Origin of the sequence: Mucilaginibacter rigui (assembly GCF_014773275.1) — a bacterium.
In the GTDB taxonomy this organism is placed as follows: Bacteria; Bacteroidota; Bacteroidia; order Sphingobacteriales; family Sphingobacteriaceae; genus Mucilaginibacter; species Mucilaginibacter rigui_A.
Window position 1 is genome coordinate 654,139 of sequence record NZ_JACWMW010000001.1, and the last position, 18,652, is coordinate 672,790.

20 protein-coding genes are annotated in these 18,652 nt (G+C 42.8%); 12 read left to right on the forward strand and 8 right to left on the reverse strand.

Annotated elements, in window-relative coordinates:
• The first annotated feature begins 138 nt into the window (after positions 1-138).
• The 3 genes from lysA to IDJ75_RS03010 all read left to right on the forward strand — a co-directional run bounded on the left by lysA (position 139) and on the right by IDJ75_RS03010 (position 3,104).
• A complete protein-coding gene (lysA, locus tag IDJ75_RS03000; protein ID WP_191174123.1) occupies positions 139-1,329 on the forward strand; it encodes a diaminopimelate decarboxylase in 1,191 nt (396 codons plus the stop codon).
• A gap of 339 nt (positions 1,330-1,668) precedes the next feature.
• On the forward strand, positions 1,669-2,811 hold the full coding sequence (locus IDJ75_RS03005) for a GAF domain-containing protein (RefSeq protein ID WP_191174124.1): 1,143 nt from the start codon (positions 1,669-1,671) through the stop codon (positions 2,809-2,811).
• 98 nt (positions 2,812-2,909) lie between these two features.
• Positions 2,910-3,104 carry a cold-shock protein gene (locus IDJ75_RS03010; RefSeq protein ID WP_067057762.1) on the forward strand — a complete coding sequence of 65 codons (195 nt, stop codon included), beginning with the start codon at positions 2,910-2,912 and terminating at the stop codon, positions 3,102-3,104.
• 152 nt (positions 3,105-3,256) lie between these two features.
• On the opposite strand, the gene IDJ75_RS03015 is transcribed toward IDJ75_RS03010, so the two are convergent.
• Positions 3,257-3,499, reverse strand: a complete 243-nt coding sequence (locus IDJ75_RS03015; protein ID WP_191174125.1) for a hypothetical protein — start codon at positions 3,497-3,499, stop codon at positions 3,257-3,259.
• A 154-nt stretch (positions 3,500-3,653) separates the two neighbouring features.
• Here IDJ75_RS03015 and IDJ75_RS03020 point away from each other — a divergent pair, with 154 nt between their 5' ends.
• Both IDJ75_RS03020 and IDJ75_RS03025 read left to right on the forward strand, forming a co-directional pair.
• Positions 3,654-4,019 (forward strand): YtxH domain-containing protein, encoded by a 366-nt coding sequence (locus tag IDJ75_RS03020; protein WP_191174126.1) that lies wholly within the window; start codon positions 3,654-3,656, stop codon positions 4,017-4,019.
• A 498-nt stretch (positions 4,020-4,517) separates the two neighbouring features.
• Positions 4,518-6,164, forward strand: a complete 1,647-nt coding sequence (locus IDJ75_RS03025; RefSeq protein WP_191174127.1) for a hypothetical protein — start codon at positions 4,518-4,520, stop codon at positions 6,162-6,164.
• A 94-nt stretch (positions 6,165-6,258) separates the two neighbouring features.
• On the opposite strand, the gene IDJ75_RS03030 is transcribed toward IDJ75_RS03025, so the two are convergent.
• The 3 genes from IDJ75_RS03030 to IDJ75_RS03040 form a co-directional block, all read right to left on the reverse strand.
• A complete protein-coding gene (locus IDJ75_RS03030; RefSeq protein ID WP_191174128.1) occupies positions 6,259-8,148 on the reverse strand; it encodes a M1 family metallopeptidase in 1,890 nt (629 codons plus the stop codon).
• A 248-nt stretch (positions 8,149-8,396) separates the two neighbouring features.
• On the reverse strand, positions 8,397-8,651 hold the full coding sequence (locus IDJ75_RS03035; protein WP_191174129.1) for a hypothetical protein: 255 nt from the start codon (positions 8,649-8,651) through the stop codon (positions 8,397-8,399).
• 22 nt (positions 8,652-8,673) lie between these two features.
• Positions 8,674-9,180: a DUF892 family protein gene (locus tag IDJ75_RS03040; protein WP_191174130.1), complete on the reverse strand. Its 507-nt coding sequence runs from the start codon at positions 9,178-9,180 to the stop codon at positions 8,674-8,676.
• A gap of 129 nt (positions 9,181-9,309) precedes the next feature.
• On the opposite strand from IDJ75_RS03040, the gene IDJ75_RS03045 reads away from it, so the two are divergent.
• The 5 genes from IDJ75_RS03045 to arsB all read left to right on the forward strand — a co-directional run bounded on the left by IDJ75_RS03045 (position 9,310) and on the right by arsB (position 13,243).
• Positions 9,310-10,257: a Smr/MutS family protein gene (locus tag IDJ75_RS03045; RefSeq protein ID WP_191174131.1), complete on the forward strand. Its 948-nt coding sequence runs from the start codon at positions 9,310-9,312 to the stop codon at positions 10,255-10,257.
• A gap of 546 nt (positions 10,258-10,803) precedes the next feature.
• On the forward strand, positions 10,804-11,133 hold the full coding sequence (locus IDJ75_RS03050; RefSeq protein ID WP_191174132.1) for an ArsR/SmtB family transcription factor: 330 nt from the start codon (positions 10,804-10,806) through the stop codon (positions 11,131-11,133).
• A 56-nt stretch (positions 11,134-11,189) separates the two neighbouring features.
• On the forward strand, positions 11,190-11,747 hold the full coding sequence (locus tag IDJ75_RS03055) for a DUF6428 family protein (protein ID WP_191174133.1): 558 nt from the start codon (positions 11,190-11,192) through the stop codon (positions 11,745-11,747).
• A gap of 8 nt (positions 11,748-11,755) precedes the next feature.
• Positions 11,756-12,172 carry an arsenate reductase ArsC gene (locus IDJ75_RS03060; protein WP_191174134.1) on the forward strand — a complete coding sequence of 139 codons (417 nt, stop codon included), beginning with the start codon at positions 11,756-11,758 and terminating at the stop codon, positions 12,170-12,172.
• A gap of 3 nt (positions 12,173-12,175) precedes the next feature.
• Positions 12,176-13,243, forward strand: coding sequence for an ACR3 family arsenite efflux transporter (arsB, locus tag IDJ75_RS03065; protein ID WP_191174135.1), 1,068 nt, complete (start codon positions 12,176-12,178; stop codon positions 13,241-13,243).
• 156 nt (positions 13,244-13,399) lie between these two features.
• Here the strand turns inward: arsB and IDJ75_RS03070 are convergent, their stop codons facing one another.
• Genes IDJ75_RS03070 through IDJ75_RS03080 form a run of 3 tightly spaced genes read right to left on the reverse strand, consistent with a single transcriptional unit; the run spans position 13,400 to position 14,653 of the window.
• Positions 13,400-13,867, reverse strand: coding sequence for a hypothetical protein (locus tag IDJ75_RS03070; protein WP_191174136.1), 468 nt, complete (start codon positions 13,865-13,867; stop codon positions 13,400-13,402).
• Positions 13,868-13,882: 15 nt separating this feature from the next.
• The gene (locus tag IDJ75_RS03075) at positions 13,883-14,317 is read right to left on the reverse strand and encodes an SRPBCC family protein (protein ID WP_191174137.1); all 435 of its coding nucleotides are present in this window, start codon (positions 14,315-14,317) and stop codon (positions 13,883-13,885) included.
• A gap of 3 nt (positions 14,318-14,320) precedes the next feature.
• The gene (locus IDJ75_RS03080) at positions 14,321-14,653 is read right to left on the reverse strand and encodes an ArsR/SmtB family transcription factor (protein WP_191174138.1); all 333 of its coding nucleotides are present in this window, start codon (positions 14,651-14,653) and stop codon (positions 14,321-14,323) included.
• A 138-nt stretch (positions 14,654-14,791) separates the two neighbouring features.
• Here IDJ75_RS03080 and IDJ75_RS03085 point away from each other — a divergent pair, with 138 nt between their 5' ends.
• On the forward strand, positions 14,792-15,847 hold the full coding sequence (locus IDJ75_RS03085; protein ID WP_191174139.1) for a glycoside hydrolase family 130 protein: 1,056 nt from the start codon (positions 14,792-14,794) through the stop codon (positions 15,845-15,847).
• A gap of 158 nt (positions 15,848-16,005) precedes the next feature.
• Complete coding sequence (uxaC, locus tag IDJ75_RS03090; protein ID WP_191174140.1) at positions 16,006-17,412, forward strand: glucuronate isomerase; 1,407 nt, start codon at positions 16,006-16,008, stop codon at positions 17,410-17,412.
• Here uxaC and IDJ75_RS03095 read toward each other — a convergent pair.
• Positions 17,402-18,379: a sensor histidine kinase gene (locus IDJ75_RS03095; RefSeq protein ID WP_191174141.1), complete on the reverse strand. Its 978-nt coding sequence runs from the start codon at positions 18,377-18,379 to the stop codon at positions 17,402-17,404. The genes uxaC and IDJ75_RS03095 overlap by 11 nt on opposite strands.
• Positions 18,380-18,652 lie beyond the last annotated feature (273 nt).

Consider the following 18,652-nt stretch of genomic DNA (forward strand, 5'->3'; position numbering starts at 1 on the left):
CGAGCGTAGCGTGGCAATCTTCGATAGAAAAGTAGGCGACAAGCATGTCGAAGATTGCCACGTCGCTATCGCTCCTCGCAATGACGGCTTTTAGATAGTCAATTTTGACTTTTGACTTTTTAATTTTGACTTTTAAAGATGTTCAACAACAATACGATACAACGCTTTAACGATACAGAAACCCCATTTTATTATTACGATATGGGTGTTTTACGCAATACTTTGGATGCCTGCAGGGATGCATCATCAAAATACGGTTTCCATGTGCATTACGCCATGAAGGCCAACTTTAACCCAAAGGTTATCGATATGATCCAGTCTTTCGGTTTCGGGGCCGATTGCGTAAGCGGTAACGAAGTAAAGGCAGCAGTGGAGCATGGCTTTGATAAAGGTAAGGTGGTTTTTGCAGGCGTAGGGAAATCTGACAAGGAAATTAACCTGGCGCTTGATGCCGATATTTTTTGTTTTAATGTAGAGTCGGTACAGGAACTGGAGATCATTAATGAGCTGGCGAAAGCCAAAAACAAAGTTGCCGGTATAGCTATACGTATTAACCCCAATGTTGATGCGCACACGCACCACTTTATCACCACGGGGCTGGATGAGAATAAATTTGGAATAAATGCCTGGCAGTTAAATGATGTAGCCGAAACGCTGCGTAAGTGCCATAACCTTAAATTTTTAGGCATCCACTTTCATATCGGTTCGCAAATTACCGATATGGAGGTTTACCGTAACCTGTGTACCCGCATTAACGAAATGCAGGATTGGTTTGAAGACCACGGCTTCGCTATAAAAATATTAAATACGGGCGGTGGCCTCGGTGTTGATTATTATAACCCCGATACCAACGGTCTTGCCGATTTTGAAAGTTATTTTAAAGTGTTCAGCAAATTTTTGAACGTTAAACCCGGCCAGGAAGTGCATTTTGAACTTGGCCGAGCTATGGTTGCGCAGTCGGCCTCGCTGATCTCAAGAGTGCTGTATGTAAAGAACGGCCAGAAAAAGAATTTCCTGATATTGGATGCGGGTATGACGGAGCTGATGCGCCCGATGTTGTACCAGGCGTATCATTCGATCCAGAATTTGAGTCAGGAGTCAAGAATCAAGAATCAAGACAAATCCGAAATTGAACATTCGAAATCTGAAATAAAATACGACGTAGTAGGCCCGATATGTGAAAGCACGGACTGTTTCCGGAAGGATGTTGATTTGCCGCAATCGTACCGTGGCGACCTGATAGCCATACGCACTGCAGGCGCTTACGGCGAGGTAATGGCATCGAACTATAACCTGCGGGACCAGGTGCAAAGTGTATACTCTGAATAAGATAAGGATAATAAAAAACCGTTAACCGGTACAATACGTATATAATTTTAATTTCCCCCTAATTATAAGGCGCTTGCCCTATATATAATGCGGCTAGGTAATTATTATAACGAATGTGGTTATACGTTGTATTAAGGTATTTAGCAAAACCCCGTAGTTAACTCCATCGGGGTTTTTTAGGTTATAATGGCCGGCTACAAACCATGCAGCTATAATTTACGTATTTAAATAACCCTTGCTGAAATAATACTTAACCTTTTTAAACATTTATTAAACTTAAGTGTATAATTAATAGCCAGTTAAGGCTAAAAAAATAATATTTCAACTATCTACCTTTGTATGAATAAATATACCGAGCAACAACGCCTTTCAGCTGTAAACAGGTTTATGCATCTTGATGCCGGTATTGTTAAAGACTTGAATGAAATTGTTGCCCTGGTAGCCGAAATATGCCAAACCCCTGTGGCCCTGGTTACCTTGCTTGATAAAGATACCCAATGGTTTAAAGCATCAGTTGGTACCGAAATTGAATGCACCCCACGCAGTGTAGCTTTCTGCAACCTTACTATCCAACAGTCAGACGTGAATATTATAAATGATCTGTCGGCCGACCCATTACATTGCAATAACCCACTGGTAACCGGCAAGCCATACGTGCGTTTTTATGCAGGCGCGCCTTTAATAACAAAAGATGGCTTTGCCATTGGTAGTTTATGTGTGATTGGTATGAAACCCGGCGAATTAAAAGCACACCAGCAAAAAGCGCTGCAGGTAATGGCTAAGCAGGTGGTAAACCTGATAGAGCTGAACTGGAGCCTGAATACACTGGCTAAACAACGTGCAAAAGAGCAGGAGCATGCTGCGGCTATTGGCGAATCGGAATTAAAGCTGAAGGCTATTTTTGATAGCTCGAATGATACCCATATACTGGCAGGCCGTAATTTTGAAGTACTGGCGTTTAACAGGTCGGCCGCGGGTTTTGTGAAAAACGCTTACGGCCATAAATTAACCGAAGGCGATAATTTACTTAACTTTACCGAACCCGGTATACTGCCACAGTTTAAAAAGTACTTTAACATAGCGCTAACTGGCCGGTCAATAAAGCGCGAGTGGCTTTTAATGCAGGGTACTCCATTCGCCTGCTGGAAGGTAACCACCTTTTTACCAGTGCGTAACAGTATAGGTGATGTGATTGGGGTGGCACTTAACTCTACCGATATTACCCACCATAAAAAGCAGGAAGCCTATATCAATATACAAAATGAAGCTCTTAACCGTATTGCCATTATCCAGTCGCATGAGTTGCGCAGGCCGGTAGCATCATTATTGGGTATTATGGACCTTATTAAAATGGAGAATATAAACTTTAGCTATTTTGATATGATGGAGCTGACAGTTAACGAACTGGACGAGAAGATCCGCAGTATTGTAAAAGATTCTGAGAATACCCTGCATGGCCGCCATCTGGCAGTTGTAGCGTAATAAATCCCGTTTTTTAATATACAACCCGCTGCATTTATAGCGCTTTTGCACTATTGTGGATAATTATGCATACCTTGCGCACTTTAATAATTAATATAATGCAAAAAGAAGGAACAGTAAAATTTTTCAATGAAACAAAAGGATTTGGTTTTATTACCCCAGATGGTGGTGGTGCCGATGTATTTGTTCATTCAACAGGTCTGATCGACGAAATCCGTGAAAACGATAAAGTTGAGTTCGAAGTAGAAAACGGAAGAAAAGGCTTAAACGCAGTAAACGTAAAGGTTGTTTAATTATATATTAATCCACTAAATGTTACAGAAAGCATCTGCCCCACAAAGGCGGATGTTTTTTTTTGAACTAACTGCCATGGCGAACCGGTTGAGAATTGGCCTGTCGTTTAGATCTTCTACAAGCTCAGACGTACACTCACATTCACTACCTGTTATTCATTCCCGCTTAGCCAAAAGGCTACCGAGGCCACGGCGATGATCATGAATATCAATACGATCAAAAAATCTAATACGCGCCGAAGTATCCGGTCAATTAAATTTTCTTTCCTGTTTATATAAGGCAATAGTTGGTATTTAAGTACAATGAGTATACCTGCCAGTACAATTGTTACCAGATAGAACATTTTACGAAAATGTACAGACCGGGTAGAGCCTATAAGCGAAGTGATATCCATAACTCCTTAAACAGTAAAGCGCATGCTTTGTGTGATGCATACCTCCGTGTCACAATAAAACATTAGCATATTAAACTTATTATGAACTTTTTTAAACAGAGCGGTATGGTATTTGTTACTTAAGTACAAAATCATCTACCAAAAAGTAAAGAATATGAAAGATCAAGCAAAAATTATAGCAGCACTTTTAGTGGGTGCTGCAGCGGGCGCCGCATTGGGTTTATTATTAGCCCCCGAAAAAGGTGAAGAACTAAGAGGCGATATTGCTGATTACGTAAATGACCTTGTTGATAAAGCAAAAAATAAAGCGCAATCTACTGCCGATAACATTAAAGAATATGGCAGCCATGCGGTTGATTCGGTGAAATCAAAGTTTAGCGGAGCCGTTAGTGATGCCGACGATGCTATTGACAGTGCAAAAGCAAGAGCTACCAATTACGCCGAAAACGGTGTTGACAGCGCAAAATCAAAAGTAAAAAGTACCGCTAACGACTGGAACAACTCTATCCAGAACGCATAAGGTATTTAACATAACATGTGTAAAGCCCGGCTAATTAGCCGGGCTTTTTTGGTTTTACCAGTTTGTTATTCGGGTAGCGCTGAGCATCTGTTAACCAACTATGCCTTGTTAGTATAAATTGCAAGTTGATTGAATGGTTATAGATAAACCACTAAATACCGCACCACACCCGTGGTTGGTGTAATTATTACACCGTTCTTTTAGCTCGTAGCTAGTGTAGTTATTACACCAGTTTTTTAGCATATAGTTGTGTTATTACTACACTCTCTTATGTATTTCTGTAATTAATTCATTATAAATAAATTAAGCTGTCTTTTTGACGGTAATTTTGTAACCTTTTGATAGTCATTGATAATGCGACGCCTGTTGGGTACTTGCAAATAAATATGATTAATAAATGTTATGTGAGTCGGTTTATATAGGCTTAAATAGGATATATTTAAGGGCTCTTATATGAGCGAATCAATTAATAATCAATTTATTTTAAACTTTAAACAAATGTACAAACACAATTTTGGCAAAAAAATTGGTAAAGGCCTTTGTGCGCTTTTAGCATTATTTCTATGTAGTAATACCGCTAATGCGCAATATGGCATACTGGGTAGAAACATTCTTAGTATTAAAAACGGACGCGAACTATCAGATTCTATCATTTACCATAAGGTAAAGGTAGATGGAGGTGGTAATCTAATTCCGTGGAATGCGGATAACTATGGTGATGCATTTGACCAAACTATAAAACTGACATGGAAGTTTTGGAAAAACATGGAAGTAGATACCAATGGCGAAAGATATTATATGAACCACCAGGTATGGAAAGCCAGCCATGATAAACGCGGTATAGGTGGCGACCAGGTGGCTATGGGGATATCTGCCTGGGATCTCTTTTATAATTACCTTGGCGATGAGGATTTTATAAAAGATATGAAATATCAGGCCGATTATTACCTGGCCCATTCTATGTCTTCGCCAACTTGCAAATGGCCAAATTTGCCATATCCGTATAATACCAAAGTAGAAATCGGAATTTATGATGGCGATATGATGGCTGGTAAAGGTGTGTTACAGCCCGATAAAGCAGGATCGTTAGGTTATGAACTGATACGATTGTATAAAAAAACCGGCGAAGTTAAATATCTGAATATTGCAGTGAAAATTGCCAACACTATGGCAGCAAACATAAAACCCGGCGATGCAAAGAATTCACCATGGCCTTTTAAGGTAAATGCTGTAACCGGTAAAGTAGCTGCACTTGGTAAAAATGATTATTACAAAGAACCAAGAATGGGTAGCTATACTGCAAATTGGACAGGCACCCTTCAGTTGTTTAGCGAACTGATAAAACTACATAAAGGTAACACTGTAAAATATCAGGATGCATTTAATAAAACTTTAAAGTGGTTTAAGAACTATCCGGAAAAAACCAACGATTGGGGGCCGTTTTTTGAAGATGTACCGGGATACTCAAAAACACAAATAAATGCCACAACTTATGCCATGTTTGTTATGGAGCATAAGGAACTTTACCCTGATTGGAAAAAAACAGTATCAAATATTTTCAAATGGGTACACAGCACATTTAATAATAAAGATTGGGCAAAATACGGTGTAACAGTTACCAATGAACAAACGGCATACCCGGTGGTTGGTAACAGCCACTCGGCCCGCCAGGCATCTATGGAGTTGTTGTATTGGGCCATGACAGGCGATACCACCCTTAACCGTAATGCGGTGCGCCAGCTTACATGGGCAACCTACGCGGTAGATTATGATGGCAAAAATTATTATCCAACAAACGATGTTTGGATGACCGATGGTTATGGCGATTTCGTTCGTCATTATATCCGTGCTATGGCAATTGCGCCACAGTTGGCACCTGCAGGGTCAGATCATATGCTGAAAACATCTTCTACCGTTCAAAACATAGTGTATAATGCCAATAGCATTTCTTACAAAATTTTTGATAAAGCATCCAATGACCTTTTCAGGCTTACAGCTAAACCTGCCGGCATTACAGTAAGCGGTAAAAAACTTACAGAGGTTGCCGGTAAAAACAAAGAGGGCTGGTTTTGGCAGCCGCTTGATAAAGGAGGTATATTAAGCGTATCTCAAAAGCTTGGTAATATCATCGTGATAAAAAAATAACCAGGATCAAATTCAGTTTTTACAAGTATTTATAAACTAAAAACGCCCGGCTCAAATATGAGCCGGGCGTTTTATTGATATGATATTGTGTGCCTTATTTAGCTTTTGGCGCCCAGGTATTATCCTTGGTATTGGCATCCATGTAGATGCCGTTATCTAACGTTACCGATTTCAGGCTTTTACCTCTTTCGTTACTGAAAGTAACCAGTGTTTGTTTTTGGTTGGCTTCCCAAACTGCAGGGGTTTTGTGGATGGTTTTGGTACTGCCATCGGTATAAGTGATCACCACATCAAACGGGATAGCGAAACCGCCAATGTTAGCTACGGTTAAGGTATAGCCATCTTTACCGGTTACACCGCTTTTTATAGCCAGGTCGTTATAATAGTTGGTGAAAAACCAGTTGTTAAAGAACCAGTTTAGGTTACGGCCCGATACATTGCTCATCGAGTTGAAGTAATCCCATGGGATAGGGTGTTTACCGTGCCACCTGTCCATATAACCATGCAGGGCTTTTTTAAACAGCTCATCGCCAAGCATATCTTTAAGGGCAAGGTAACTTAATGATGGTTTACCGTAAGCATTGTTACCGTAACCGGTAGTAAGCTCGCTGGTTTGGGTAATAACCGGGATATCCTGGTTGCTTGAGCGGTTGTTTATCCAGCTGTTTACACGGAACTGTTTATAAAACTCATCGGCTTTGGCTTTGCCCTTTTCTTCAATACCTATCAGGTATTCTAAAGTTGTAGCCCAGCCCTCGTCCATAAAGGCGTAGCGGGTTTCATTGATGCCCATATAAAAGGGGAACCAGGTGTGCGCAATCTCATGGTCCTGCACAAGCTGTGCAAAACCCGGGTCGCCCATTTGGCTGTCGTTCACCATCATTGGGTATTCCATATCAGCAAAACCCTGAAAAGCCGTCATTTTAGGGAAAGGGTAGGGTACGCCCGGCCAGTTATGGCTAAACCAGCCCAAAGCATTGCGGCCATACTGTACAGATTGTTTAAAATCGGTACCCTTAACAGAGTAAGCTGCCTGCATGCTTGCGCGCCTGCCGGTGCTTTTATCAACAATAACGCTGCCTGCATCCCAAATGTAATGGTTGCTTAAACCCAGGGCTACGTCGCTGATGTTGGTGGCGGTCCAGGTCCAGGTGTTCATGGCGTTTTGTGCGGTTACCTTGTTCCCGGTAATTTCATCAATAGTAGCAACGTGGATGGTGCTGTCGCTGGTCATTGATCTCTGCAGGCGGTCTGCATATTCTTTTTGCAATACCTGTGTTGGGTTTTGCAGGGTGCCTGTAGCCCAAACTATAAAGTTTTTTGGTACGGTAACATTAAGGGTGTAATCGTTAAAATCGTTATAAAACTCTTGTGCATCAACAAATGCTACGCGGTCCCAGCCGTTGTAATCGTCATAAACAGATACGCGCGGGTAAAAATAAGCCAGGTAATAACTGGTCGAATCTATCTGCCCTTCGCGGCCGCTTTGTTTTGATGCATCAAAATGCCAGGCTATGTTAATTTTAACAGAATCGTGCGGAAGCAGTGGTTTTGGTAAACCAACCGCCTGGTTGGTTGATGCTGCCTGTGCGTTGTTCCATGGCTTTTTCTGGCCTGCAATTAAAAAAGTATCTATCTGGATACCCGAGGTTAAATAATCCGGGCTTGCATCACCTGCCCTGGCTGCGCCGGGGCGGTGGATGTTCAGTATCAGTTTCATGTTCAGCCTTTTTAAAGTATCGGGGCTGTTGTTAATGTAGGTAATGGTTTCGGTACCCTTCACGGTGCTTAACGGCGGTGCCGCGGTAATAGAGATATTGTACCGGGCATGGTTTTGCCAGTACTTGGGGCCGGGTTTACCATCGGCGCTGCGGGTACCATTATCAAACGCTTTTTTTATATCGCGTGGCATGTAAAGGCTTTGTGCCTGCAATTGTAACAGCGCAATGCTGCAAGCGGCAGTTAGTAATAGTTTTTTAAACATAGTGTATTGGGTTTGGTGTAATACGCAGCAAATTTATGATATATTATAACAATAGCTTTGATGGCCAGGTAAACGAATTGTTACACAGGACGCTTGTTTGCCGGGATTAATTTTTTTTCCTTTGTTGTAAGTTATTTTAGTAGGGGTATTAAATAACTATACAGAGCCGGGCCTATGGTCCGGTTTTGTTTTTTTATAGAGATTTCTTTGATGTGAATCATTTCTGTTTGCCGAATCAGGCAAGCTAATCAATTATTGGGTATTAGTAGTTCTACTTGTTGACCTTGAATAAAATCACCTTCTTGCAACTGCTTTAATGGCCTAAATATGAATACATCTAATCGTTGTTTGTTATTGTCGTCAATAAGTCTTGGCATATCGACATAATTGTAAATAGGTACGTTGCCGAAAACTGAACCATCCCTTACCTCGAAATCTAACCCGCCTTCTAATAAACGAGCAATAATAAATTGACCGCTATTATGATGAAGAGAAATATTCATGATTTCGAAAGTTAGTATCATCTTACTCGGGTGTTACGTATTCCTTCGCTATCAGCGTAAACAACTGGTCGTTATCGGCCGCTTCATCAAAGTTCTCGGTTAGCAGTTGCTTCACTTCATCGTACTTTAATAGTTTGGCTATCATAATAAGCATCCGGTATGATGTAATATTGATATGCTCTAAAATTTGCAGATAGAGCATCAGGTCAAGATCATTTAACAGAGGCACTTCCTGGTCATCGTCAAGGCAAAATTCATCCCGAACAATAGAGCTGATAGGGTTACAGATATCGGGCGAGGGTGTTTCGCCAATCAGTTTATAAATATCTTCCATGCGCTCCAGCTGCTTTTTAACATCGCCGCCAAATTCTTTTACGGCCAGTTTAAGGGCTTCAAATGATGCCAGCTCTATCAGGTGCGGTGTACGTTCGCGTAAAAAGCGTTTGCCGTTATAAATGCGGGTTAAATGATGCAGAAATATTTGCTTCAGGAATTTTTTATCAGGAGCGGGAGGGGTGTGAGGTTCCATCTTAATTTAATTAATTGTGACAAATAAACACAAAAACCAAAGTCTGGTTTCTTTACTTAATAAAAAATGATTTACATGTAAAAGTAAGTTTAATTAACGGTGTTATACTATATTAATACCTTTGTAGCTATGAAATATAAATTAGGTGATTTTGTGCGTTTTGTTGACGAGAGGCTTGAAGGTTACGTTACCAAAATTATCGACGAGCAAATGATAGGTGTTACCGTTGAGGATGATTTTGAGATACCCGTACTGGCAAGCAAAGTTACCTATGTACACGGGCATGGTGTCGAAAGCCACGACGAAGAACATGTTGCCGAAATCAAGCAACCCGCAGGCGAGTTTAAAAACAAAGGCGTACATGTTGCCGTAGTGGCCGATGCCAAAGCCAACGCGCTGGTGCATTTATATATCATCAATGAAACCTCGTACCAGTTACTGGCTTCGCTTACCACCCAGCAGCAAAAAGATTTTAAAGGTGAGTTTGCCGGTATTGTTGAGCCAAACGGCGTTGCAAAAGTATATTCGGCCAAACTATCTGATCTGCAGTTGTGGCCAAAGCTTATTTTCCAGATGCTGTTTTATACTAAACAGAACCAGCCATTGGTTGAACCATTAAATGTAAGCGAACAATTTAAAGCTAAAGATTTTGCCGGCGCTAAAAAGCTGGTGCCCTATATTAAGCAGCAAGGCTGGATGATACAGCTTGATGAACCCGAACTGGTTATAGATGCCGAAAAACTAAAGGAAAGTTTTTTTAAACCCGCCGAAGAAAAAACGCAAACAGTAGCTAAACCCTTTAGCGAGCTGGACCTGCATATCGAAAAACTGCGCGACGATTACCAATTTTTAGCCAGCAGCGAGATACTGAACATACAAACCGACCACTTTAAAAAAGCGCTTGATGCCGCCATTGTACACCAAATGCCCGATATCACTTTTATACACGGCACAGGTAACGGTATACTAAAACACGAACTGCATAAGCTGCTGAGCAAACACCCCAAAGTGCAAACTTTTATGGATGCCCGTAAAGAGAAGTTTGGTTATGGGGCTACAAAGGTGATTTTGAAATAGTGGTTAAACGTTGATAAAAGCGTTAGGGTAACGGATACGGGGCTCGCTATCGCGAGCTTTCAGCTCGTGATAGGCACAAGGTCAGCTTTCAGCTGACGTAAGCAGAGTGCTTATCTTAATGCATTGTCGCGAGTTACGCTGCGCTAAACTCCTCGCTATCGCGAGCTTTCAGCTCGTGATAGGCACAAGGTCAGCTTTCAGCTGACGTAAGCAGAGTGCTTATCTTAATGCATTGTCGCGAGTTACGCTGCCCTAAACTCCTCGCTATCGCGAGCTTTCAGCTCATGATAGGCACAAGGTCAGCTTTCAGCTGACGTAAGCAGAATGCTTATCTTAATGCATTGTCACGAGTTACGCCGCGCTAAACTCCTCGCTATCGCGAGCTTTCAGCTCGTGATAAGCACAAGGTCAGCATTCAGCTGACGTAAGCAGAATGCTGACCTTAATGCATTGTCGCGAGTTACGCTGCGCTAAACTCGCGACAGCGGCATAAATAAAGAAAAAATTGATCAATCGCAATATTAATCGTAATATTGCGATTGATATATGGGCGTTACCAAAACAGATATTTTTACCAACCAGCAAAACAAACTGGCTATGCAGTTAAAGGCCATTGCGCACCCGGCACGTATTGCTATTCTGCAACAAATTATAAAGGCTAATGCCTGTATTTGCGGCGATTTGGTTGATGAACTTGGTTTGGCACAGGCTACCATTTCGCAGCACTTAAAAGAGTTGAAAAATGCCGGCCTGATACAAGGTTCGATAGAAGGTGTTAGCATTTGCTATTGCATTGAGCCTGTGGCCTGGAAAAATTTACAGAATGAAATAAATAACATGTTTGCATCATACAAAGATGTAAATACTTGCTGCTAAAATTTTTTGACAACATCTATCGTAATATTACGATGGATTAATTAAACTATAAACAAATGGAAAACTTAAAATGGGGATCTTTTAAAGAGAAATTACAGGCAAATCCGGAGATGGTTCTACAGTTTCAGTATGCCGAAGATAAGTGGGTGGATGCATCATATCATATCACCGAAATTAAGCAGGCGCCCATAACATCGGTAGATTGTGGCGGGGTAATGAATAAGTGGACGGAGGTGATTGTACAACTGTGGGAGCCGCAAGGCCAGGAACAGGACAGGGCCATGCAGGTGAGTAAAGCGCTGTCAATTGTAAACCTGGTAGAAAAGGCATTGCCCCTTGATGCCGATGCCATTGTTAAAATTGAATTTGGTAATACGCAGTTTGATACCCGCCAGATGCTGCCTAAAAACATTACGGCAAGCAGCGATAACCTGATTGTTGACCTTAGGCCCGATGCTGTGCAGTGCAAAGCAATAGAACGTGGCGGTAGTTGCGGCACCAATGATAAAGGCGAAGAATGCTGCAAGCCGGTAGTAGAAGTTAAACCCAAAATAAAATTGCAAAACCTTGCCGAAAATGCAGCCTGCTGCACACCGGGAGGCGGATGTTGCTAATTGATACGATGAAAAATATTTTAGTACTGTGCACCGGCAATAGTTGCCGCAGCCAGATAGCGGAAGGTTACCTGCGGTATTTTGCAGGCAATAAGGCCAATATTTACAGCGCCGGTATCGAAACGCATGGCGTTAACCCTAAAGCCATACAGGTGATGGCCGATGATGGGATAGATATATCCGCACATACCTCAAACCATGTAGATGAATACCTTACTATCCCATTTGATGTGGTGATAACCGTATGTGATAACGCTAACGAGGCCTGCCCGTATTTTCCGGGGAATGTGAAGCGTTTACATTACAACTTTCCTGATCCGGCGAAAGCCACGGGTACACCTGATGAGGTGATGGATGAGTTTAAAAGGGTACGTGATATGATCAAAACATACGCCGCCGATTTTGTGAAACAACACATCAGCTAACCCATGTCAGCAACCAATTGTGCCCCGGCGGCTAACCGCAAAAAGCTGAGCTTTTTAGACCGGTACTTAACCTTATGGATATTTCTTGCAATGGCTATTGGCGTAGCCGTTGGTTATTTTATACCGTCATCATCAGGTGTTATCAACTCGTTTTCAAGCGGTACAACGAATATACCTTTAGCAATAGGGTTAATTTTAATGATGTACCCACCGCTTGCCAAAGTAAAATACGAAAACATAGGCGAGGTGTTTAGAGATACTAAAGTATTAAGCGCCTCGCTGTTCCTGAACTGGATTGTTGGGCCCGTATTGATGTTTATATTGGCAATCACATTTCTAAGGGATTACCCGGAATATATGATAGGGTTGATCCTTATTGGCCTTGCCCGGTGTATTGCCATGGTTGTAGTATGGAATGAACTGGCAGAAGGTAACCGCGAGTACGCTGCGGGGCTTATTGCCTTGAACAGTATTTTCCAGATGCTGTTGTACAGCGTTTATGCTTATGTGTTTATCACTGTATTGCCGCCTTTATTTGGCCTTAAAGGCCTGCATATAAATATCACCATTGCCGAAATTGCTAAAAGTGTAGGCATCTATTTAGGTATACCATTCGCGTTAGGTATAATAAGCCGCTACGGCCTTATCAAATTAAAGGGCGAAGAATGGTTTCAAACCAAATACATACCGCTTGTATCGCCAGTCACCCTTATTGCATTACTCTTTACCATCGTGGTAATGTTCAGCTTAAAAGGGCAATTAATTGTTCAAATACCGTTTGATGTATTGCGTATTGCTATACCATTGTTTATCTACTTTGCAGTTATGTTTCTGGTTAGCTTTTTTACCGGCAAGTATATGGGGGCCGATTATTCAAAGAATGCATCTATCGCATTTACAGCCGCCGGTAATAACTTCGAATTGGCTATCGCGGTAGCTATAGGTGTATTTGGCATTAATTCGGGCGAGGCATTTGCCGGAGTTATTGGCCCGCTGGTAGAAGTGCCAGCTTTAATAATTTTAGTAAAGGTGGCAATATGGTTGCGGGGCAAATACTATCTAAGGCATTAATTATGAATTTAAATATAGTATATATCGTTTTTGGCACAACCATTGCACTATAGTTAATGTAATAAACCAATAAATAATATATACCATGAAAAAGATAAGTTTAATAATGGCGACGGCGATCGCTGCTTTCGGTATCAATTATGCCGCGGCTAAAAGTCACAACATCCCCGCGTTAAATAAAGCTACTTTGTTAACAGGTAATTTAACTGTTAGCCAGGATACAGTGCCTAAAAAATCAAAAACTAAAAAAACAAAGCCAACAACAACACCTACTACCCCAACAGGTAGCCCGGCAATGCCTACGGTACCAACAAGCCCAACAACGCCTGCTGTGCCATCGTATCCAACAACACCTACAAACCCGTCGGCGCCAACCAGTCCAACAAACCCTACGGTGCCAACAAACCCAACTACGCCTACAGTGCCAACAACACCTACAGCACCGGCGCCTACGCCAGGTGTACCACCAACTGGCACACCGCCCGCAACGCCAAACCCAATGCCAGCAACTTCGCCTACAGCGCCAAGCACTACACCAGTGGGTGCGCCAACTGTACCTCGTACAGGCGGCAGGTAATCATATAATGTATAAATGCAAGACCGGTGCAAAGCATAAGCTTTCACCGGTCTTTTTTTGTATTAATTTTCTTTCTCTACAAATTCTTTTAAGCTGATGCCCAGTATGTGGTTCCAGCCCTTGGTAAAGCTTTCCGCAGCAAAATCCGGCCCGTTTTGCACGAAGGTTTCCAACCCGGTATGGGTAATCCTTACCAGCGTTTTATCACCTTCGGGAAAAAGCTCAAACGTAACTTCCGAGTGGCCGCTAAAACCATCATAAACCCAGCTGTAACTTAATTTTTTCTCAGGCTCAACCGCTGTAATACGGCAATTATGCCTGTAGCTTTCGCCCTTGCTGCCTTTACCGTTAAAGCTAAATTCAAAGCCAACACGGGGTTCAAAGCTTTCCAGTTGAAAATACCATTGTTTCATTTTTTCGTTATCGGTTAAAGCCTGCCATACGCGGCTTACCGGCGCATTCAGTATGCGCTCAACTACAAGTGGTTTTGTTTCCATAATTTATATATGTTTTGGTTTTTGTTCGGTTTCTTCCTTGGTTAAAAAATCTTCCAGTGCATCCATTTTGCTGGTCCAGAAGGCGCGGTACTGGTCGGTCCATTTGGCTACCTGCTCCAGTTTTTTCAGGTCGGCCCGGCAAAAGCGTTCACGCCCCTGCTGTTTAATGGTGATGAGGCCGCATTCGGTAAGTATTTTTATATGCTTGGATATAGCAGGCCTGCTTACGTCAAAGTTATCGGCAACGGCGTTAAGGTTTAACTGTTGCCCGGCCAGCAGGTTAATGATCTGGCGGCGGGTAGGGTCGGCAATGGCCTGGAATACATCTCTTCTCATTTCAAATTTATATTTGTAACCGTTTGGTTACGTAAAGGTATATGTTACCATTCGGTTACGCAAATTTTAGTTAAGTTTTTTTTATTATAAACCATCCCGAACGTATGCTGTTGAATTATAAGTACCAACACATTTACTATGGCCGATATAGCAAAACGTTTCCCGCAAAACCCTTTATTAGCACCTAAAGACCTTACCCCCAGTTTAGATGGCTTAACCATTGCCTGCCTGCTAAACCCGGGCGTGTTTAGGTTTGATGGCAAGGTATGGCTGCTGGTACGTGTAGCCGAACGGCCCGAGCAAAACGAGGTGAAAGTTTCCTTCCCGATACTTACTGCAACCGGCGAAACCCGGATCATTGAAATAGCGCTGGATGATTCGGACCTGATAGCTACCGATGCGCGGGTGGTGCGTTATAAAGGCGTTGATTATCTCACCACGCTATCCCATCTGCGGTTACTTTGCAGCGATGATGGTATCACTTTCTATGAGCCCGAGGGGTATAAAAAACTGTTTGGCATAGGCCCCTTGCAAACATTCGGCATTGAGGATTGCCGGGTTACTTTTTTAGAGGATAAATATTACCTAACTTTTACCGCCGTTAGCGACAGTGGGGTAGGTGTAGGCATGCGTACCACTACCGACTGGAAAAATTTTGAAACCTATGGGATGATACTGCCACCTCATAATAAGGACGTTGCCATATTTGAGGAAAAAATAAACGGCTTGTATTACGCCCTCCACCGCCCAAGTAGTGTAGATATTGGCGGTAATTACATCTGGCTGGCCGAATCGCCTGACGGGGTACACTGGGGTAACCATAAATGCATCCTAAAAACCCGCGAGGGGATGTGGGACAGCGGCCGTGTAGGCGCAGGTGCCGCACCTATAAAAACAGATAAAGGCTGGCTGGAAATATATCATGGCGCCACCAAAGAACACCGCTATTGCCTGGGTGCAGTACTGCTCGATCTGCAAAATCCGTCAGTCGTTATCGCCCGCAGTACCGAACCTATCATGGAGCCTACCGAGGCTTATGAAACTACCGGCTTTTTCGGCCACGTGGTTTTTACCAATGGCCATATTTTAGATGCGGATGGCGATACCCTTACCGTTTATTACGGTGCGGCAGACGAATACGTGTGTGGGGCGCATTTTTCTGTCAAAGAGATTTTGGGCCAGATGGGATTTTAATGCTTGGTAATTTGATTTTAAAGCGGCTTGTAGCGTTGGTAAAGAAGTGCTGATTTTAATAAAAACCGGCATCAACCAAAACCAGCTAAAACGTTTGCAGATCATGGGCGCAAAATCTGTCGAAAATGTTTAATACATTGCCGTTTTATTAGCCAGTTATGAAAAGTTTTTTGGACGAGGATTTTTTGCTGCAATCTGATGTGGCCCGAGAGTTATTTCACGACCATGCCAAAGACCTCCCTATTATAGATTATCATTGCCACTTGCCGCCCGATCAGATAGCCAACAATATCAACTTTGCTAACATTACCCAGGCCTGGCTAAAAGGCGATCATTACAAGTGGCGGGCCATGCGCGCCAATGGTATTGACGAAGGCTATATTACCGGGGGCAAACCCGATAACGAAAAATTTGATAAATGGGCAGAAACCGTTCCTTACACCCTGCGTAACCCGCTTTACCACTGGACACATCTTGAACTGCAGCGCTACTTCGGGATCACATCACGCCTGATGCCCGGCACAGCCGAATTTATATATGCTGATTGTAACGAAAAGCTGCAAAGCCCGGAATTTTCGGTACAGCAGCTTATCAAAAAAATGAATGTGGATGTAATATGCACCACAGACGACCCGCTGGATGACCTGAGCCACCACGGCCAGTTAAAAAAGGATGGGGCAGAGGTAAGGGTGTACCCCGCTTTCAGGCCTGATAAGGCCATGTATATTGAGGATGTTGTGGCCCTGAATGCTTACGTTACTAAATTGGAAGAGATCTCAAACACCACTATAAACACGGTTGAGGATTATTTATACGCGCTGAAAAACCGCCATCATTACTTTGCGGCTAATGGCTGTACCGTATCTGATCATGGCCTTGAGCATATCTACGCCGAAGAATACACCGACGAGGAAATCCGCGAGATATTTGAAAAGGTACGCGCCGAAAAAAAGGTTACCAATTCCGAAAAGGTGAAATTCAAATCGGCTATGCTGTATAACTTTGCGGTGTGGAACCAGGAAAAGGATTGGGTGCAGCAGTTTCATTTAGGGGCATTGCGTAACAATAACAGCCGTTTGTTAAGCCAGCTTGGGCCAGATACGGGGTTTGATTCTATCGGCGATTTTAACCAGGCCAGGCCGCTATCAAAATTTTTGAATAAACTGGATAAAGACGACCGCCTCGCCAAAACCATCATTTACAATCTAAACCCTGCGGATAACGAAATGATGGCTGCCATGATAGGCAATTTTAACGATGGCACGGTAGCCGGTAAAGTGCAATACGGCTCGGCATGGTGGTTCCAGGATCAAAAGGACGGTATGACCAGACAGATCAACGCCCTGTCAAACATGGGTTTACTGAGCCGTTTTATTGGCATGCTTACTGATTCGCGCAGTTTCCTGTCGTTCCCCCGGCACGAGTATTTCCGCAGGCTGCTTTGCAACCTTTTTGCCGAAGATATTGTGAACGGCGAATTGCCGCATGATATGGCGTGGACGGGTAAGGTGATACAGGATATCTGCTATTTTAACGCCAAAAGCTACTTTAAATTTAAGCCATAAGCGGGATATAAATAGCCACCAGAGTGCCCTTGTTCTGGTCGGACGAGATATCCACGCTGCCCTTTAGGTATTTAACCCGTGTAATGATGTTTTTTAGGCCTATGCCCGCAAATTTAATCTTGTCTGCTGCGTTAAAGCCAATGCCGTTATCTTCAATGGTAACAGATACATCCCTGCCTTCGCGGGTAAGGTTTATATCCAGCCTGCTGGCGTGTGCGTGTTTTATCACATTGTTTATACACTCCTGCAACACCCGGTAAAGCACTATCTCCACATTGTTATCCAGTCGTTCCTCAAGCCCGTAAGCTTCCATGTTTATTTTCAGGTGCTGCGAGTCTATCTTGTTCACAAAATCTTTTATAGCTGCTGCAAGGCCCGCCTTCAGTAAAATATTTGGCATCATCTGTTGGGCAATGGTACGCACCCCTTTACAGCTTTCATCAACCATGGCCAGGGTTTTTTCGGCCAATGCCTGTTCTGCCGTATTAGTTAAAACAGTACGATCCATCAGGCTGCTCAGGTTCATGCGTACGGCCGAAAATAGCTGCCCAACGCCATCATGCAGATCAGCAGCTATACGTTTACGTTCCTTTTCCTCGGCTTCTATAATGCCTTGGGTAGCTATATCCAGCTGGTGCAGCATCGCCGACTGCAACACTACCATCTGTTTTAAGCGGTAACGGCTGTATGATTGATAACCGATGATAGCCCCCCCGGCAAACAGCACTGCTATTACTATTACGGTAGTATTGCGCCTATTGTTGGCAAATTGCTGTTGCTGTATCAGTTTCTGTTTGTGTTCGGCCTCAAATTTTATGTTCAGTTCTGATAGCTGCTTTTTTAATTTAATATTCAGGCTATCGGTTAGATTGGTTTGTGCCAGTACCCTGATGGGGGATATTAAAAGCAGTAAGGCTAAAAACTTAAAAAGGGCGTGCCTTTTAAACTGGGTTTTGTTTTTACACATGTTAATAGAAAGATATAATTAAATGCTAACCATGGCAGGGGGGAATCCAATTTATGTTTTGCAAATGATGTATTAAAAGTGCCTTAATTAGGCCTTAACCCATATACCGTAAATCACGCATTTTTATATACCGCCGGTTGGGTAAGAGGGGTCGACAGGCTCAGACTGACAAGGGGGGAACTGTCATGGTGAGCCTGTCGAACCATTAGCTAATATTGCATAGCGTTTAGGTCTTCGACAAGCTCAGACTGACAAAAAAAGTATGTCATGGTG

What these genes read in the sequence shown, in the direction of transcription:
- IDJ75_RS03005 (WP_191174124.1), top strand. Translation starts at nt 1,669, where the DNA reads ATGAATAAATATACCGAGCAACAACGCCTTTCAGCTGTAAACAGGTTT.
- lysA (WP_191174123.1), top strand. Translation starts at nt 139, where the DNA reads ATGTTCAACAACAATACGATACAACGCTTTAACGATACAGAAACCCCA.
- arsB (WP_191174135.1), top strand. Translation starts at nt 12,176, where the DNA reads ATGTCAGCAACCAATTGTGCCCCGGCGGCTAACCGCAAAAAGCTGAGC.
- IDJ75_RS03015 (WP_191174125.1), bottom strand. Translation starts at nt 3,499, where the DNA reads ATGGATATCACTTCGCTTATAGGCTCTACCCGGTCTGTACATTTTCGT.
- IDJ75_RS03050 (WP_191174132.1), top strand. Translation starts at nt 10,804, where the DNA reads ATGGGCGTTACCAAAACAGATATTTTTACCAACCAGCAAAACAAACTG.
- IDJ75_RS03075 (WP_191174137.1), bottom strand. Translation starts at nt 14,317, where the DNA reads ATGGAAACAAAACCACTTGTAGTTGAGCGCATACTGAATGCGCCGGTA.
- IDJ75_RS03035 (WP_191174129.1), bottom strand. Translation starts at nt 8,651, where the DNA reads ATGAATATTTCTCTTCATCATAATAGCGGTCAATTTATTATTGCTCGT.
- IDJ75_RS03010 (WP_067057762.1), top strand. Translation starts at nt 2,910, where the DNA reads ATGCAAAAAGAAGGAACAGTAAAATTTTTCAATGAAACAAAAGGATTT.
- IDJ75_RS03020 (WP_191174126.1), top strand. Translation starts at nt 3,654, where the DNA reads ATGAAAGATCAAGCAAAAATTATAGCAGCACTTTTAGTGGGTGCTGCA.
- IDJ75_RS03080 (WP_191174138.1), bottom strand. Translation starts at nt 14,653, where the DNA reads ATGAGAAGAGATGTATTCCAGGCCATTGCCGACCCTACCCGCCGCCAG.
- IDJ75_RS03055 (WP_191174133.1), top strand. Translation starts at nt 11,190, where the DNA reads ATGGAAAACTTAAAATGGGGATCTTTTAAAGAGAAATTACAGGCAAAT.
- IDJ75_RS03030 (WP_191174128.1), bottom strand. Translation starts at nt 8,148, where the DNA reads ATGTTTAAAAAACTATTACTAACTGCCGCTTGCAGCATTGCGCTGTTA.
- uxaC (WP_191174140.1), top strand. Translation starts at nt 16,006, where the DNA reads ATGAAAAGTTTTTTGGACGAGGATTTTTTGCTGCAATCTGATGTGGCC.
- IDJ75_RS03060 (WP_191174134.1), top strand. Translation starts at nt 11,756, where the DNA reads ATGAAAAATATTTTAGTACTGTGCACCGGCAATAGTTGCCGCAGCCAG.
- IDJ75_RS03040 (WP_191174130.1), bottom strand. Translation starts at nt 9,180, where the DNA reads ATGGAACCTCACACCCCTCCCGCTCCTGATAAAAAATTCCTGAAGCAA.
- IDJ75_RS03045 (WP_191174131.1), top strand. Translation starts at nt 9,310, where the DNA reads ATGAAATATAAATTAGGTGATTTTGTGCGTTTTGTTGACGAGAGGCTT.
- IDJ75_RS03025 (WP_191174127.1), top strand. Translation starts at nt 4,518, where the DNA reads ATGTACAAACACAATTTTGGCAAAAAAATTGGTAAAGGCCTTTGTGCG.
- IDJ75_RS03085 (WP_191174139.1), top strand. Translation starts at nt 14,792, where the DNA reads ATGGCCGATATAGCAAAACGTTTCCCGCAAAACCCTTTATTAGCACCT.
- IDJ75_RS03095 (WP_191174141.1), bottom strand. Translation starts at nt 18,379, where the DNA reads ATGTGTAAAAACAAAACCCAGTTTAAAAGGCACGCCCTTTTTAAGTTT.